General features: G+C 58.3%; 16 protein-coding genes and 2 tRNA genes. 1 reads left to right on the forward strand and 17 read right to left on the reverse strand.

Going from position 1 to position 17247, the window contains the following annotated elements; all coding sequences use genetic code 11:
• Positions 1–230: 230 nt before the first annotated feature.
• From AAGQ88_RS22830 to rlmE, 16 genes are all read right to left on the reverse strand, one after another.
• Positions 231–581 carry a BON domain-containing protein gene (locus tag AAGQ88_RS22830; protein ID WP_285422988.1) on the reverse strand — a complete coding sequence of 117 codons (351 nt, stop codon included), beginning with the start codon at positions 579–581 and terminating at the stop codon, positions 231–233.
• Between the two features lie 291 nt (positions 582–872).
• A complete protein-coding gene (pnp, locus tag AAGQ88_RS22835; RefSeq protein ID WP_342653658.1) occupies positions 873–2978 on the reverse strand; it encodes a polyribonucleotide nucleotidyltransferase in 2106 nt (701 codons plus the stop codon).
• 174 nt (positions 2979–3152) lie between these two features.
• Positions 3153–3422: a 30S ribosomal protein S15 gene (rpsO, locus tag AAGQ88_RS22840; protein WP_002555121.1), complete on the reverse strand. Its 270-nt coding sequence runs from the start codon at positions 3420–3422 to the stop codon at positions 3153–3155.
• 150 nt (positions 3423–3572) lie between these two features.
• Entirely contained in the window at positions 3573–4490 is a 918-nt protein-coding gene (gene truB, locus AAGQ88_RS22845) for a tRNA pseudouridine(55) synthase TruB (protein WP_342653659.1), read from the reverse strand.
• A gap of 4 nt (positions 4491–4494) precedes the next feature.
• Complete coding sequence (rbfA, locus tag AAGQ88_RS22850) at positions 4495–4893, reverse strand: 30S ribosome-binding factor RbfA (protein WP_093464305.1); 399 nt, start codon at positions 4891–4893, stop codon at positions 4495–4497.
• 158 nt (positions 4894–5051) lie between these two features.
• Positions 5052–7586, reverse strand: a complete 2535-nt coding sequence (infB, locus tag AAGQ88_RS22855) for a translation initiation factor IF-2 (RefSeq protein WP_342653660.1) — start codon at positions 7584–7586, stop codon at positions 5052–5054.
• 27 nt (positions 7587–7613) lie between these two features.
• Entirely contained in the window at positions 7614–9095 is a 1482-nt protein-coding gene (nusA, locus tag AAGQ88_RS22860) for a transcription termination factor NusA (RefSeq protein WP_093464311.1), read from the reverse strand.
• Positions 9096–9154: 59 nt separating this feature from the next.
• Positions 9155–9613: a ribosome maturation factor RimP gene (rimP, locus tag AAGQ88_RS22865; RefSeq protein WP_081566696.1), complete on the reverse strand. Its 459-nt coding sequence runs from the start codon at positions 9611–9613 to the stop codon at positions 9155–9157.
• 129 nt (positions 9614–9742) lie between these two features.
• A tRNA-Met gene (locus AAGQ88_RS22870) sits at positions 9743–9819 on the reverse strand.
• Between the two features lie 97 nt (positions 9820–9916).
• Positions 9917–10002: transfer RNA gene (locus AAGQ88_RS22875), tRNA-Leu, on the reverse strand.
• A gap of 45 nt (positions 10003–10047) precedes the next feature.
• Positions 10048–10431 (reverse strand): preprotein translocase subunit SecG, encoded by a 384-nt coding sequence (gene secG, locus AAGQ88_RS22880; RefSeq protein WP_093464314.1) that lies wholly within the window; start codon positions 10429–10431, stop codon positions 10048–10050.
• 4 nt (positions 10432–10435) lie between these two features.
• The gene (gene tpiA, locus AAGQ88_RS22885) at positions 10436–11191 is read right to left on the reverse strand and encodes a triose-phosphate isomerase (protein ID WP_342653661.1); all 756 of its coding nucleotides are present in this window, start codon (positions 11189–11191) and stop codon (positions 10436–10438) included.
• A 65-nt stretch (positions 11192–11256) separates the two neighbouring features.
• On the reverse strand, positions 11257–12600 hold the full coding sequence (gene glmM / locus AAGQ88_RS22890; protein ID WP_342653662.1) for a phosphoglucosamine mutase: 1344 nt from the start codon (positions 12598–12600) through the stop codon (positions 11257–11259).
• 16 nt (positions 12601–12616) lie between these two features.
• Entirely contained in the window at positions 12617–13468 is an 852-nt protein-coding gene (gene folP, locus AAGQ88_RS22895; protein ID WP_342653663.1) for a dihydropteroate synthase, read from the reverse strand.
• Positions 13469–13476: 8 nt separating this feature from the next.
• Positions 13477–15387: an ATP-dependent zinc metalloprotease FtsH gene (gene ftsH / locus AAGQ88_RS22900; protein ID WP_285422982.1), complete on the reverse strand. Its 1911-nt coding sequence runs from the start codon at positions 15385–15387 to the stop codon at positions 13477–13479.
• 187 nt (positions 15388–15574) lie between these two features.
• Positions 15575–16225 carry a 23S rRNA (uridine(2552)-2'-O)-methyltransferase RlmE gene (gene rlmE, locus AAGQ88_RS22905; RefSeq protein WP_093464329.1) on the reverse strand — a complete coding sequence of 217 codons (651 nt, stop codon included), beginning with the start codon at positions 16223–16225 and terminating at the stop codon, positions 15575–15577.
• A gap of 102 nt (positions 16226–16327) precedes the next feature.
• On the opposite strand from rlmE, the gene yhbY reads away from it, so the two are divergent.
• Complete coding sequence (gene yhbY / locus AAGQ88_RS22910) at positions 16328–16636, forward strand: ribosome assembly RNA-binding protein YhbY (RefSeq protein ID WP_093465544.1); 309 nt, start codon at positions 16328–16330, stop codon at positions 16634–16636.
• A gap of 134 nt (positions 16637–16770) precedes the next feature.
• On the opposite strand, the gene greA is transcribed toward yhbY, so the two are convergent.
• Positions 16771–17247, reverse strand: coding sequence for a transcription elongation factor GreA (gene greA / locus AAGQ88_RS22915; protein ID WP_093465547.1), 477 nt, complete (start codon positions 17245–17247; stop codon positions 16771–16773).

Genomic DNA, 17247 nt, shown 5'->3' on the forward strand with positions numbered 1-17247 from the left:
TACAAATATACCCAGATACTCCTGATCGAGACAGATTATCAATGAGCCGACATTCAATCCTGAACGGCTGTGCTCCGTTCTTTTCCTGCCCCAAATAGAACAGGCCCCGGCGCGAGCGCCGGGGCCTGTAATGGCCACATCCTTATGGCCTTCGCATGAACCTTCAATCGATCAACCGGCGGCCTCCCTGGCCGTCGATCGCCCGTTCTTTCGGTTCTGTCGAATCGGTATTACTCAGCTTTCAGACCGTCAGCCGAAACAGCTTTCACGCCTTTGATTTTCTTGGTGATAGCCACTGCGGTGGTTTTCTGAGCTTCAGTCACAGCGACAGTCGACGATAGGGAAACCACGCCTTTGTTGGTTTCAACCTTGATGTCGGAGCCTGGAATGCCTTTCTCGGTCAGCAGGTCGGATTTGACCTTGGTGGTGATCCAGGTGTCGGAAGTAGCTTCTTTGGTTTTGGCGACTTCACCTGCGGCTACCACCATTGGAGCCTGAGTAGAGGTTTGAGCCATGGCTACGTTAGCCATAGTCAGCGTCAGAGCAGTGGCAGTAGCGGCAGCGATAGCGAACTTCTTCATACGAGTAACTCCTGTTTTTCTCAAAATCTGCGCCAACGTCGTTGGCTGCAGGGTTACTGGTATATCGCAAGCGGTGTGCCAAACTTATTCAACGCAGTTTTTTCATATAAATCAATGAGTTACAAACAATAGCCGAATGATGCATCGTGCAGATTGCCCGTTTACGGAAAGTTCCGCTTGCAACTTGCATGTTCTGCACGTGTTCACAGGCCCCCGAAACGCGCAACTCACTAATTGCACACGAAAAAAAAGAGCCCCGAAGGGCCCTTTCCGTTGCCTAAGCAGGGGCGCTTAAACGCCTGACGCCTTGGCAGCTGCAACGTCTTTGATCGACAGCTTGATACGGCCGCGGTTATCGACGTCCAGTACCAGCACTTCGACTTCCTGACCTTCTTTCAGCACGTCGGTGACTTTCTCGACGCGAGCATCGCTCAGCATGGAGATGTGCACCAGGCCGTCTTTGCCAGGCAGGATGTTGACGAACGCGCCGAAGTCGACGATGCGCTCAACCTTACCGACATAGATCTTGCCGATTTCAGCTTCTGCGGTGATGCCCAGAACGCGCTGACGTGCTGCCTCAGCGGCTTCCTTGGTTTCGCCGAAGATCTTGATCGAGCCGTCGTCTTCGATATCGATCGATGCCTTGGTCTCTTCGCAGATGGCACGAATGGTCGCGCCGCCTTTACCGATGACGTCACGGATCTTGTCGGTGTCGATCTTCATCGCGATCATGGTCGGAGCGTTTTCCGACAGCTCGGTGCGCGACTGACCGATGATCTGGTTCATCTGACCAAGGATGTTCAGGCGAGCTTCCAGGGCCTGGCCCAGGGCGATCTCCATGATTTCTTCGGTGATGCCCTTGATCTTGATGTCCATCTGCAGCGCGGTGACGCCTTTGGCGGTACCGGCCACTTTGAAGTCCATGTCGCCGAGGTGGTCTTCGTCACCCAGGATGTCGGTCAGAACGGCGAACTTCTCGCCTTCCTTGACCAGACCCATGGCGATACCGGCAACCGGCGCCTTCATCGGCACACCAGCGTCCATCAGAGCCAGGGAAGCACCGCAGACCGAAGCCATGGAGCTGGAACCGTTGGACTCGGTGATTTCCGACACCACGCGAATGGTGTAAGGGAACGCATCAGCCGGCGGCAGCATGGCCTGAACCGAACGACGAGCCAGGCGGCCGTGGCCGATTTCGCGACGACCAGCGCCACCCATGCGACCACACTCGCCCACCGAGAACGGAGGGAAGTTGTAGTGCAGCATGAACGGGTCTTTCTTTTCGCCTTCGAGGGTGTCGAGCAGCTGTGCGTCACGCGCAGTACCCAGCGTCGCCACGACCAGCGCCTGAGTTTCACCACGGGTGAACAGTGCCGAACCGTGAGTCTTGGGTAGAACACCGACTTCGATGTTCAGAGGACGTACGGTGCGGGTGTCGCGGCCGTCGATACGTGGCTTGCCGTTGACGATGTTTTCGCGAACGGTGCGGTATTCGATTTCGCCGAATGCAGCTTTGACTTCCGAAGCAGACGGGCTGCCTTCTTCAACGGCCAGCTTGGCAACGACTTGATCCTTCAGCTCGCCCAGGCGCGCATAGCGGTCGGCCTTGACGGTGATGGTGTAAGCCTCGGAGATGGCTGCGCCGAACTCGGAGCGGATGGCGCCCAGCAGGTCGGTGGCTTCAGCCTTCGGAGCCCAGGTCCAGGTCGGCTTGGCAGCTTCGGCGGCGAGGTCCTTGACGGCTTTGATGACAGCCTGGAATTCGTCGTGAGCGAACAGAACAGCGCCCAGCATCTGGTCTTCGGTCAGCTCTTTGGCTTCGGATTCAACCATCAGTACCGCTTCTTCGGTACCGGCAACGACCATGTCCAGGCTCGATGCTTTCAGTTGCTCGTAAGTCGGGTTCAGCAGGTAACCGGTGCTTTCGTGGAAAGCAACACGCGCGGCGCCGATCGGGCCGTCGAATGGAATGCCGGAGATCGCCAGGGCAGCCGAGGTACCGATCATCGAAGCGATGTCCGGATCGGTTTTCTTGCTGGTGGAAACGACGGTGCAGACAACCTGCACTTCGTTCATGAAGCCTTCGGGAAACAGTGGGCGGATCGGACGGTCGATCAGACGCGAGGTCAGGGTTTCTTTCTCGGAAGGACGGCCTTCACGCTTGAAGAAACCGCCGGGGATCTTGCCGGCAGCGTAGGTTTTTTCTTGGTAGTGAACGGACAGCGGGAAGAAGCCCTTGCCAGCGTCTGCCTGTTTGGCGCCGACCACAGTCACGAGTACGGTGACGTCGTCGTCAACGGTGACCAATACTGCACCAGAGGCTTGACGGGCGATGCGGCCTGTCTCCAGGGTTACGGTCGATTGACCGAATTGAAACTTCTTGATTACCGGGTTCACGGTTTCCTACCTTCTTTGTGGCTCTTGGGGGAACTGGTTTCTTGCGAATTCTTGGGCAGCGAGGGAATCGGACCCTTCGGCAGTCCAGATAAAACTAGAGGCTGGGAGCCCGCCAGCCCACCGGTACGAAACCTGCGGGACGTGACGAACAACCAACCTCTTGCAACGTCGTTATTAGCGACGCAGACCCAGACGACCGATCAGGGCGCTGTAACGGCTAACGTCCTTACCTTTCAGGTAATCCAGCAGCTTGCGACGCTGGTTTACCATACGGATCAGACCACGACGGGAGTGGTGGTCCTTACCGTTGGCCTTGAAGTGGCCTTGCAGTTTGTTGATGTTGGCGGTCAGCAGTGCAACTTGCACTTCTGGCGAACCAGTGTCACCAACAGCTTGCTGGTAGTCGGTTACGATCTGAGCTTTTTCTTCAACGCTGAGTGCCATGTGGGCATTCCTTATATCAGGAAACCGTCAAAGCGACGGTTTCAACAGGCCGAGAGCAGACTCTCGTATTAAAAAGTGAGGAGTGACCATGCCTGTTGACAGCCACCCTCGTACCGCCGCGCCAGGACAACCCTGACTCGACGGGTTCGGTCACTCTGACCGAATCAGCCGACGCGGCGCAATGCGCCCGTCTTCGCTCACTTCACCGATCCCGATGAAGCGTCCTTCATGATCCTGCACCCGTACCATGCCGAACTTCGGCGCATCCGGGGCTCTGACTGGCTGACCGTGCAGCCAGTAGAACGAACTGTGCTCGGAAAACTGCAACAGAGGCCAGTCCAGCAGACCGCTGTCCGATGGCATCAGGAAACGATCGACTGCTTCGTTGCCGCCTTCGGCGTGTACCGCTTCAAGCTCTTCCAGCGTGACCGTCTGGGCCAGCGTGAAAGGCCCGGCCTGCGTGCGACGCAGCTCGGCGACATACGCACCGCAGCCTAGCTTCTCACCGATATCTTCCACGAGGGTGCGGATATAGGTGCCTTTGCTGCAGTCGACAGCCAGACGCGCGGTCTCGCCTTCACACGCCAATAATTCCAGGCGCGCAATAGTAACAGAACGCGCTTCGCGCTCCACCACTTCCCCTGCTCGAGCCAACTTGTACAACGGTTGGCCATCACGCTTGAGGGCGGAGTACATCGGCGGTATCTGACTGATATTTCCACGAAAATCCGGGAGTACCGCTTCGATATCCGAGCGACCAACGGTCACCGGCCGCGTCTGCAAAACCTCACCTTCGGCGTCAGCCGTGGTGGTGGTCTTGCCCAGCTGCATCAGGGTCTCGTATCCCTTGTGGGAGTCGAGCAGGTACTGGGAGAACTTGGTCGCTTCGCCGAAGCACAGCGGCAGCACGCCGGTCGCCAATGGATCGAGGCTGCCGGTGTGGCCAGCCTTCTCTGCATTGAGCAGCCAGCGCACCTTTTGCAAAGCCGCATTGGAAGTGAAACCCAGCGGCTTGTCGAGCAGGATGATGCCGCTGACATTGCGGCGGATGCGCTTGACCTGAGCCACGCCGTTACTCCTCCGAGCCATCTTTGGCCGCCGGCTCGTGCTGACCGTCTTCAGCCACTGCGCGCTCGATCAGCGCCGACAGATGCGCGCCACGGGCAACGCTTTCGTCGTAGTGGAAATGCAATTGCGGAACGCTGCGCAGCTTCATCTCGCGGGCCAGCTGCATGCGCAGGAAACCTGCGGCAGAGTTCAGCGCCTTGATCGACTGAGCGATCTCTTCGGCGGTGTCCTGCCCCATCACGGTGATGAAGATCTTGGCATGACCGACGTCACGGCTGACGTCGACTGCGGTGATGGTGACCAGGCCGACGCGCGGATCCTTGATCTCACGACGGATCAGCTGTGCCAGCTCGCGCTGCATCTGATCGCCGATACGTTGGGTACGGCTGTATTCTTTTGCCATGTCTTGTTACCTGTCACTGACCTGCAGCAAAAGCGGCAGAGTCTGAAAGCGGCAAACGCCCGGCCTGGCAGAAGCCGGACCGGGCGTTGCGTTTAGAGTCCATGACAGACGCCGGGCATTTGCATGCGACGACTGCCATGACTCCTGAAGCTCGCGATTCAGAGGCTGCGAGCCACTTGGACCTTCTCGAACACTTCGATCTTGTCGCCGACCTTGACGTCGTTGTAGCTCTTGACGCCGATACCGCATTCCATGCCGGCACGCACTTCGGAAGCGTCATCCTTGAAGCGACGCAGGGATTCCAGCTCGCCTTCGAAGATAACGATGTCTTCGCGCAGTACGCGGATCGGACGGTTACGGAACACAACGCCTTCGATGACCATGCAACCAGCGATCGCACCGAATTTCGGCGAACGGAATACGTCTCGAACTTCGGCGATACCCAGGATGTTCTCCCGGACGTCGCTGCCAAGCATACCGGTGAGGGCTTTCTTGACGTCTTCGATGATGTCGTAGATGACGTTGTAGTAACGCATGTCCAGACCTTCCTGCTCGACGATCTTGCGAGCGCCGGCATCGGCACGCACGTTGAAGCCGAACAGTACAGCGTTGGAAGCCAGCGCCAGGTTAGCGTCGCTTTCGGTGATACCACCGACGCCGCCGCCCACTACACGCACTTGTACTTCGTCGTTGCCAAGGCCATTCAAAGCGCCCTGCAATGCTTCCAGAGAACCGCGGACGTCGGATTTGAGGACGATGTTGAGCGTCTTCTTCTCTTCCTGACCCATGTTCTCGAAGATGTTTTCCAGCTTGCCGGCGTGAGCACGGGCCAGCTTGACTTCGCGGAACTTGCCTTGACGGAACAGAGCCACTTCACGGGCTTTCTTCTCGTCGGCAACCACGCTCATCTCGTCACCGGCATCCGGCGTACCGTCCAGGCCGAGGATCTCGACAGGGATGGATGGACCGGCTTCCTTGATCGGCTTGCCGTTCTCGTCGAGCATGGCGCGAACGCGACCGTAGTTCGATCCGACCAGAACCATGTCGCCCTGACGCAGCGTACCGTCCTGAACCAGAACAGTGGCGACCGGGCCACGGCCCTTGTCCAGACGCGATTCAACGACGACACCACGACCTGGGGCCGACGGCGTGGCGACCAGCTCAAGCACTTCGGCTTGCAGCAGAACCGCTTCGAGCAGTTCGTCGACACCGGTACCGACCTTGGCCGACACAGGGACGAATGGAGTATCGCCACCCCAGTCTTCCGACGTCACGCCGTGAACCGAAAGCTCACTGCGGATGCGGTCCATGTCAGCGCCCGGCTTGTCGATCTTGTTGACCGCGACCACCAGCGGAACACCGGCGGCCTGTGCGTGCTGCACGGCTTCGATGGTCTGCGGCATGACGCCGTCGTCAGCTGCGACAACCAGGATCACGATGTCGGTTGCCTTCGCACCACGAGCACGCATTGCGGTAAACGCAGCGTGACCAGGGGTGTCGAGGAAGGTCACCATGCCGCGATCGGTTTCCACGTGATACGCGCCGATGTGCTGGGTGATACCACCGGCTTCGCCAGCGGCAACCTTGGCACGACGGATGTAGTCGAGCAGCGAGGTCTTACCATGGTCAACGTGACCCATGACGGTAACGACCGGCGCACGAGGAACGGTTTCACCTTCGAACTTCAGGGACTCTGCCAGGGAATCTTCCAGGGCGGTGTCGCTGACCAGGGTCACTTTGTGGCCCAGTTCTTCAGCGACCAGCTGGGCAGTTTCCTGATCCAGAACCTGGTTGATGGTGGCCGGGGTGCCCAGCTTGAACATGAACTTGATGATTTCAGCGGCCTTGACCGACATCTGCTGGGCCAGATCGCCCACAGTGATGGTCTCGCCGATCTTCACTTCACGAACCACAGGACCGGTAGGGTTCTGGAAACCGTGAGCGTTGCGTTTCTTCAGCTTGGCCTTGCCGCGACCGCCGCGACGGAAGCCATCGCTTTCTTCGTCGGTAGTCCGTGGGGCAACGCGTGGCGCTGGCGCCTTTTCCTTGACCGAAGCGCGATGAGGAGCGTTCTTGCGCTCGCCATCACCACCACCGCCGCGACGATTGTTGTCGTCGTTGCGTGGCTTGTCAGGACGACGCTGTTCGTCCTTCTTGCGCTCGGCAACTGGAGCCGGTGCAGCGACCGGAGCTTCCTGCACAGGCTCGGCGGCGACCTGAGGCGCTGGCTCGGACTGAACCGGCGCAGCAACCGCTTCCGATGCTTGCGGAGCAGGCGCAGGCTGACGGCGCGCTTCTTCTTCGGCACGCTGACGGGCTTCTTCTTCAGCCTTTTGACGAGCGGCGTTGTCTACCGCACGACGCTCTTCCTGCTCGCGCTTGCGCTCGGCTTCGATCTCTTCCGGGCTGCGCTGTACGAAGACTTTCTTCTTGCGCACTTCAACGCTGATGCTCTTGCTGCCAGCAACGCGCAGAGTACTGGTGGTTTTACGCTGCAAAGTGATCTTGCGCGGTTCTTCCACTTTAGCCTTGTGGCCGCTTTTCAGGTGCGTCAACAGGGCTTGTTTTTCGTTATCGGTCACAACTTGCTCGGCGGCGGTGTGCGGCAGACCTGCCTCACGCATCTGCTGTAACAGGCGCTCTACCGGTGTGTCGACCGTTTTGGCCAGTTCTTTCACCGTGACTTGCGTCATGCACTTCTCTCCTCAGGCCGCATTTACTTACTCGAACCAATGGGCTCGGGCGGCCATGATCAACTTGCCGGCACGATCATCGTCAATGCCGTCGATGTCGAGCAGATCGTCAATAGACTGCTCGGCCAGGTCTTCGCGGGTAATTACGCCGCGCACCGCCAGTTCCATCGCCAAATCCTTGTCCATACCCTCAAGCGAGAGCAGGTCTTCGGCCGGATGGGCGTCTGCCAGCTTTTCCTCAGTAGCGATGGCTTTAGTCAACAAGCGATCCTTGGCACGAGCACGAAGCTCGTTGACGATGTCTTCGTCAAAGCCGTCGATGTTGAGCATTTCTTCCAACGGTACGTAGGCAATCTCTTCCAGGCTGGTGAAGCCTTCGTCTACCAGCACCTGTGCGAGTTCTTCGTCGACTTCCAGCTCGTCGATGAAGTTGCGCAGGATGTCGCCGGTTTCCGCTTGCTGCTTGGCCTGGATGTCCGATTCGGTCATTACGTTCAGGGTCCAGCCAGTCAACTGACTCGCCAGGCGCACATTCTGACCACCGCGGCCAATCGCCTGGGCCAGATTGTCCGCGCCGACAGCGATGTCCATGGCATGGGCGTCTTCATCAACGATGATCGCTGCCACTTCGGCAGGCGACATGGCGTTGATGACGAACTGTGCAGGGTTGTCGTCCCACAGCACGATATCCACACGCTCGCCGCCCAACTCGCCGGAAACTGCCTGGACACGCGAACCGCGCATGCCGATGCAGGCGCCTTGCGGGTCGATGCGTTTGTCCTTGGAGCGAACTGCGATTTTTGCACGCGAACCAGGATCACGAGAGGCAGCCATCACCTCGATGAGACCTTCGGCGATTTCCGGAACTTCAATCCGGAACAGCTCGATCAGCATCTCTGGCGCAGTGCGCGACAGGATCAGCTGAGGACCGCGGTTTTCAGTGCGGATCTCTTTGAGCAATGCACGAACGCGAACACCCACACGGAAAGTCTCCCGCGAAATGATGTCTTCACGCGCCAGCAGAGCCTCGGCATTGTTGCCCAAGTCGACGATGACATTGTCTCGTGTAACTTTTTTAACAGTGCCGGAAATGATTTCGCCAAGGCGCTCACGATAAGCGTCAACCACCTGAGCGCGTTCGGCTTCGCGAACTTTCTGCACAATGACTTGCTTGGCAGTCTGGGCAGCGATACGACCGAACTCGATGGACTCGATCTTTTCTTCTACTACATCACCGACCTTGGCGCCGGGATGAGTCTCGGCGACCTTGCTCGGCCACGTCTCAATAGCCGGATCGTCGAGATCGTCTTCCTCAACGACAGTCCAGCGACGGAAAGTCTCATATGCACCTGTGTGGCGGTTGATTTCCACACGCAGGTCAACTTCGTCCTCGAAACGCTTTTTAGTGGCCGTAGCCAGAGCTATTTCCAGCGCTTCAAAAATCACACCGGCCGGTACGCCCTTTTCATTGGATACCGACTCAACAACCAGCAGTACTTCTTTGCTCATCGTACGCCTCGCCTTTCGCAAGCCATTGGATCCGCGGGATCCGCAGTATCTGGCACGTCTCAGTCAAACGTGGGAATAATGTTGGCCTTGTCGATCAGATCGATCGGCAACAGGTATTCGTGATCATCCACTTGCACCACGACATCCTGCTCCTCCACCCCGCGGAGAAGGCCTTGAAAGTTGCGTCGACCGTCGAAGGGCGAACGCAGCTTTATCTTCACTTGTTCCCCGGCAAAGGCTGCAAACTGCTCGATCGTGAACAGCGGGCGTTCCATGCCAGGAGAAGAAACTTCGAGCGTATATTCGGAGCTGATCGGATCTTCTACGTCCAGAACACCGCTGATCTGGCGGCTGACGATGGCGCAATCGTCCACCAGCACACCGCCCTCTTTATCGATATAAACGCGCAACATTGAGTGACGACCCTGGGCCGAAAACTCGATACCCCAGCATTCATAGCCAAGGGCCACGACCACCGGGGCCAGCAAGGCCTGCAACTGTTCTAGCTTGCTCGACACCTGAACCCCCTCGTGCATGCTGTGCAAATAAAAAATGGGCAAAGCGCCCATCATGAAAAACGCCGTCAACAGCGGCGTAATAAAGTGTCCAGCTAACAAAAAGCCCCTGAAAAGGGGCTCCGCTAAAACTGGTTGCGGGGGCTGGATTTGAACCAACGACCTTCGGGTTATGAGCCCGACGAGCTACCAGACTGCTCCACCCCGCGACAAAGCTGGGGCGGAAGTATACGACTGATCCCGAATCGGGTCAATCCGACACATCCACCTACAAGAAAGCCCGCTACTGCGGGCTATCTTGTTAATTGGTACCGAGAAGGGGACTCGAACCCCTACACCCTATGGGCACAACCACCTCAAGGTTGCGTGTCTACCAATTCCACCACCTCGGCATTACAACTCTTTCTGCAGTCCCAATAACGACTGCGAATCCCGTGTTACTTCTGTTCTGGAGCGGCAGGAACGTCAGCTGGTGCAGCGGCTGGTTTCTGTTGTCCTTCCAGGACCGGAACATCATCTGTCGCCGGTTTTTGCTTCACTTCCAACACTGCTGGATCTGGCAAACCTACTTGAGTCAGCTGGTGAGCTTTCTCTTTAGCAAAGTAACCTAACCCCAAGCTGGTCAAAAAGAAACAGGCGGCAAGTATAGCAGTAAACTTACTAAGAAAGGTAGAGGAACCTTGGCCTCCGAAGACAGTATTTGATGCACCTGCTCCGAACGACGCGCCAGCGTCCGCACCTTTACCCTGCTGCAGCAAAACCAGAGCAACAACGCCCAGGGCACCCAGCAGATGAAGAACGACTACGACTGTTTCCAGCATTTTTTCAGTTTCCCGCGGCGCGAATGATCGCACCGAACTCATCTGCATTCAGGGAGGCACCACCAATGAGGCCCCCATCGATATCCGGCATGCCGAACAGTTCAGCCGCATTGGCCGCCTTCACGCTGCCGCCATATAGAAGACGCACACCTTGCGCGACTTCAGAATTCTCTTTCGCCAACTGCGCACGAATGGCTGCGTGCACTTCCTGCGCCTGTTCCGGCGAGGCTGTCAGCCCGGTACCAATGGCCCAGACCGGCTCGTAAGCAATCACCGCATTCACAAAAGCATCGATGCCAAGCTCTTCGATGACGCTGTCGATCTGCTGACCGACAACTTCGAGCGTTTTGCCTGCCTCGCGCTGCTCAAGTGTTTCACCGATGCACAGCACCGGGGTCAGTCCACTTGCCTGGGCCGCCGCAAACTTGCGGACAAGGACTTCATTGCTCTCGCCCATTATCTGGCGACGCTCCGAATGCCCTACAAGCACCAGCTTGCAACCTGCATCCGCCAACTGGGTCGAAGATATCTCGCCCGTCAACGCACCTTGACCCGCCTCGTGCGCGCAGTTCTGCGCGCCGACTTGAATCGGCTGTCCTTCCAGACAATCGACAACGAAGCTGACATGCAGACTTGGCGGAAATACCGCGACGTCAACACCGCTTGGGAGGGTCATGTTTGCCAGACCCTCGACCAGCTCAGCGACGCTGGCGCAGGTACCGTGCATTTTCCAGTTACCAGCTACCATAGGGCGACGCATGCTGTACCTCGTCGGTCAAAGTGGGCGCAGATGTTACCCAACAGTTTCAACACTGGCAAGCCGAATCAGGCGCAAACTTCAGCAACCAGTTTTGCCAGTTCATCGGCATAGCCGGCGACCAGGGTTTCGTCCTCGCCTTCGACCATGACGCGCACCAGCGGCTCTGTCCCGGACTTGCGCAGCAATACGCGGCCGCGACCACCCATGGCCGCTGTCACGCGGGCGCAAGCTTCCTTGACCGCCGGATGCTCGACCGGATCGACCGAGCCGCCCTCGAAGCGAACATTGACCAGCACCTGGGGACACTTGCGCAGCCCCTGACGCGCCTGAGCCAGGCTCTCGCCCGTACGACGCAACGCGAGCAGCACCTGCAGCGCGGCGATGATGGCATCGCCTGTGGTGGTGTGCTGGAAGCAGACAACGTGGCCGGAGTTCTCGCCACCGACCTGCCAGTTCCGCTCGAGCAACTCGGCGATGACGTAGCGATCGCCCACATTGGCGCGCACGAAAGGGATGTGCAGATCGGCAAGCGCCAGCTCAAGACCCAGGTTGCTCATGAGGGTCCCGACGACGCCGCCCTGCAAGCGCCCGCGCTCGTGCAAGTCGCGCGCAATGATGTACAGCAACTCGTCACCGTCCACTACCGCGCCAGTATGATCGACCATCAGCACGCGGTCGCCGTCACCGTCGAAACCGATGCCAAGATCGGCTTTCTCAGCCACGACAGCCGCCTGCAGCGCACTCATGTGCGTCGAGCCGCAGTTGTCATTGATGTTCAGGCCATTAGGCGCTGCCGACAGCACGCTGACCTGCGCGCCCAGTTCGCGAAAGACATTCGGCGCCACCTTATACGTCGCGCCATGGGCGCAATCGACAACCAGCTTGAGGCCCGCAAAATCGGTACTGGTGGGAACGCTGCTCTTGCAGAACTCGATGTAGCGACCGGCCGCGTCGTTGATACGCGAAACCTTGCCGAGCTTCTCCGACTCAGCGACCGTCATCGGCGTGTCCAGCAACTCTTCGATCATCATTTCGATCTCGTCCGGCAGCTTGGTGCCCTGCCCGGAGAAGAACTTGATGCCGTTGTCGTGGTGCGGATTGTGCGAAGCACTGATGACGATGCCCGCTTCAGCGTGGAAAGTCCGTGTCAGGTAGGCAATGGCTGGCGTCGGCATAGGACCGAGCAGCATCACGTCTGCACCGGCAGCCGAGAGACCTGCCTCCAGCGCCGATTCGAACATGTAGCCTGAAATACGTGTGTCCTTACCTACCAGAATCCGGCAAGCGCCCATCTTGCGGAAAGCCATCCCCGCGGCCCATCCCAGCTTGAGCATGAAATCAGGAGTGATCGGGAATTGGCCTACACGACCGCGAATGCCGTCGGTTCCGAAATATTTCTTAGTGCTCATGGGTGCTCCAGATTTCTTATTTTGCCGATTCAACAGCAGCAATCATGCGCACGACGTCGACGGTTTCCGCCACATCATGCACACGTAAAATTCTCGCGCCCTTGATCATCGCCATTGCGGCCAGCGCAAGCGCTCCGTACAGGCGCTGATCAACCGGCTTGTCCAGCACTTTGCCGATCATGCTCTTGCGTGACACACCCACCAACAGCGGGCGGCCCAGTGCATGCAGCGCCTCCATATGCTTGAACAGGCTCAGATTGTGCTCAAGGGTTTTGGCGAAGCCGTAGCCAGGGTCGAGGATAATCTTGTCAGCCGGGATACCGGCGGCGACACATTGATCCATACGCGCCTGCAGAAAAGCGCTGACCTCCCCGACCAAATCATCGTAGTGCGGGTCGTTCTGCATGTCGGTCGGTTCGCCACGCATGTGCATCAGGCACACCGGAAGCCCGGTCGCGACCGCAGCGTCGAGCGCGCCATCACGACGCAGGGACCGCACGTCATTGATCAGCCCCGCCCCCAGCCGAGCGGTTTCGCGAATGACCGCAGGCGTAGACGTGTCGACTGAAATGACCACGTCCAGCTCACGGCTGATCGCCTCCACGATGGGCGCTACGCGCTCAAGCTCTTCCACGGGAGAAACGGCGCGGGCGCCAGGGCGAGTGGACTCGCCACCCACATCGATCAGCGTCGCTCCAGCAGCCACCATGGCTTCGGCATGGCTCAGCGCCAGGTCGCGCCGTGCGAAACGGCCGCCGTCAGAGAACGAATCAGGGGTAATGTTGAGGATTCCCATGACATGGGTCCGGGATAAATCAAGAACCCGGTTGCCGCAAGGCAACCGGGTCGGGTGAAGCACAGAAGTCATGTCAGCCCTTAGTGGTCAGCAGCTGGACCGCCGATCGGCGTTTCCGGGCGCGGCCCGACAGGAGCGGTTGGCGTACCGGACGCTCCGGAACCCCCTTCCCAGTCCCGCGGCTCACGAGGCGTGCGGCCAGCCATGATGTCATCGATCTGCTCGGCGTCGATGGTTTCGTACTTCATCAGTGCGTCGGCCATCGCGTCCAGCTTGTCGCGATTGTCAGTAAGGATCTGCTTCGCGGTGCCGTAGCACTGGTCGATGATGCTGCGCACTTCGGAGTCGATCAGGCGCGCTGTGTCAGCGGACAGGCTGGCGTTTTGACCGCCACCGCCGCGACCCAGGTAACCGCCATCCTCTTCTTCCGAATACATCAGCGGGCCGAGCTTCTCGGACAGGCCCCATTTGGTGACCATGTTCCGCGCAATCTGACTGGCACGCATGATGTCGTTGGACGCACCGGTGGTAACACCGTCGAAGCCCAGCGTCATCTCTTCTGCGATACGACCGCCATAGAGCGAGCAGATCTGACTGATCAGCGCGCGCTTGGACAAGCTGTAGCGATCTTCTTCCGGCAGGAACATCGTCACACCCAATGCACGACCGCGCGGGATGATCGAGACCTTGTACACCGGGTCATGCTCCGGCACGACTCGACCAACGATCGCGTGACCGGCTTCGTGATAAGCGGTGTTCTGCTTCTCTTTCTCGGACATGACCATCGATTTGCGCTCGGCGCCCATCATGATCTTGTCTTTTGCCAGCTCGAACTCTTTCATCTCGACGATGCGTTTGCCCACGCGGGCAGCGAACAGCGAAGCTTCGTTGACCAGGTTGGCCAGGTCCGCACCGGAGAAACCAGGCGTGCCACGTGCGATAACCGCAGCATTGACGTCGTCGCCCATTGGCACTTTACGCATGTGCACTTTGAGGATCTGCTCGCGGCCACGGATGTCTGGCAGACCGACCACGACCTGACGGTCGAAACGGCCTGGACGCAGCAGCGCGGGGTCAAGTACGTCGGGACGGTTGGTCGCAGCGATGACGATGATGCCGTCATTCATCTCGAAGCCGTCCATCTCGACCAGCAACTGGTTCAAAGTCTGCTCACGCTCATCGTGACCGCCGCCCATGCCCGCGCCACGATGGCGGCCCACGGCGTCGATTTCGTCGATGAAGATGATGCAAGGCGCGTGCTTCTTGGCTTGCTCGAACATGTCACGAACGCGGCTTGCACCGACACCCACGAACATTTCGACGAAGTCAGAACCGGAAATAGTGAAGAACGGCACTTTGGCCTCACCGGCAATGGCTTTTGCCAGCAAGGTTTTACCGGTACCCGGAGGACCGACCATCAGCACACCGCGCGGAATACGGCCGCCCAGACGCTGGAACTTACCCGGGTCACGCAGGAATTCAACGAGCTCGCCGACTTCTTCTTTAGCTTCGTCGCAACCGGCGACGTCAGCCAGCGTGGTCTTGACCTGATCTTCGGAGAGCAGACGCGCCTTGCTCTTGCCGAAACTCATTGGCCCGCCTTTGCCCCCCGCGCCGCCTTGCATCTGGCGCATGAAGAACATGAAGACGGCAATGATCACGAGAATCGGGAAGCTGGCGACGAGCAACTGAGTCCAGATGCTCTGCTGCTCAGGCTGCTTGCCTTCAATGACGACGTTGTTGTCGACGAGATCGCCGATCAGGCCGTTGTCCTGGATGGCAGGACGAATGGTCTTGAAGGAGTCGCCGTCGCTGCGCTTGCCCGTGATGACGTAACCGTCAACGGCAACTTTCTCGACCTTGCCATCCTTCACCTGCTGGATGAACTCGGAGTAGTTGAGGGTCTGCGGCTCGTTCGGGCTGGAGAAGTTGTTCATCACGGTCACCAGGACCGCAGCGATGATCAACCACAGGATCAAATTCTTTGCCATATCGTTCAATTAGCTACCCTCTGAAGCAAGCTCCACGCTGGAGCATGCCTCGCATGATATTCACCGGCCTAACTTACTACAGATCCTACAGGCGTGGCAGGCGGCGTCTGTAACCCTTTGTGAAACTTTGACTACAAGATGTTCGTTACGCTTCATGAATAAAGCCATTTGAAAAAAGCTATTGCCTTTACTCAAAGTCGCTCGGTGCTTCGTAACCGCCCTTGAAACCCCGGCCCAGTAGGTACTGCTCACGGGACCGATCGCGGGAGGACAGAGGCTTGCGCATCTGTACCTTGTCGAACATCTTGCGAACCTCCTTGTGGTACACATCGAAGCCTTCACCCTGGAAGACCTTGATCAGAAAATCACCACCTGGACGCAGGACCCGACCCGCCAGGTCGAGCGCCAACTCACAAAGGAACATGGCGCGTGGCATATCCACAGCGCTCAATCCACTCATATTGGGGGCCATATCAGAAATCACAAGGTCTACTTGTGTATTACCGATCGCCGCCAGGATCTGCTTGAACACCTCATCTTCTGTGAAATCCCCTTGAATAAAGGTCACATCGGGGATGCTGTCCATTTCCAGAATGTCGGATGCGATCAGGCGACCTTGACCACCAATCAGACGACTGGTCACCTGAGACCAGCCACCGGGCGCCGCGCCGAGGTCGACCACAGTCATGCCCGGACGGATCAGGCGGTCCTTTTCCTGAATCTCGAGAAGCTTGTAACTCGCTCGCGAGCGATAGCCATCCTTCTGCGCCTGTTTGACGAAAGGATCGTTGAAATGCTCTCTCAGCCAGTTATGGCTGCTCTTGGAACGCTGGGCCACGGGGCACCTCGATGATATGCGTCGTGATTAACTGGGCGGAGCCACGGGGCCTCGGGTAAAATGGCCACCAATTTTACAGAATCAGACGAAAAGGGTCAGATTATGCCGCTCAATAACGAGCAGAAGAAACAATACAAATCCATTGGACATGACCTGAAGCCGGTCCTGATGGTAGCTGGCAATGGCCTGAGCGAAGGCGTTCTGGCCGAGCTGGACCGCGCTTTGGTGGATCATGAACTGATCAAGGTTCAGATCAAGCTGGAAGACCGCGACGAGCGCCGCGCCGTGATCGAAGAACTGTGCAAGCAAGGGCGTGCGGAACTGGTACAGACCATCGGCAAGATGGCGCTGATCTACCGCAAAAACCCACAGCCGAACAAACAGCTGTCCAACATACACCGCTACAAATAATGACGATACCCGTCAGCGGCGCGGTCTACGCGCCCTGACAGGAACCGACCGAAGACAAGAAGCATCACTGCCGCCCCCTCCCGCCGAACCGGGTCGCCGGAAGTCATCCCAAGGGACGACCTCCGACACATCGATCAGATGTGCTTGACCTCGACAATCTCGTACTCAATCACACCGCTTGGCGTTTTCACGGCCACGACATCGCCTTCTTCTTTGGCGATCAGCGCGCGAGCGATCGGCGAGCCGACGGAGATCTTGCCCGACTTGATGTCCGCTTCATCTTCGCCAACGATTTGATAGGTCACGCTTTCGTCGGTTTCGACGTTGGCTATCTCTACCGTGGACCCGAAAATCACCTTGCCGGTGTGCGGAATCGTGGTGACGTCGATGATCACAGCATTCTGCATGCGGCCTTCGATGTCGCGGATACGCGCCTCGACCATGCCTTGCTCCTCGCGGGCAGCATGGTATTCGGCGTTCTCCTTCAGATCACCCAGCTCACGCGCTTCACCGATTGCCTGACTCAAGCGCGGACGCTCGACCTTGCTCAGGTGGTGCAGTTCTTCTTCCAGGGCGCGGGCGCCCTGAACGGTCATTGGATATTTGGTAAT

The sequence above is a fragment of the Pseudomonas sp. F3-2 genome (assembly GCF_038804275.1).
Classification (GTDB): domain Bacteria; phylum Pseudomonadota; class Gammaproteobacteria; order Pseudomonadales; family Pseudomonadaceae; genus Aquipseudomonas.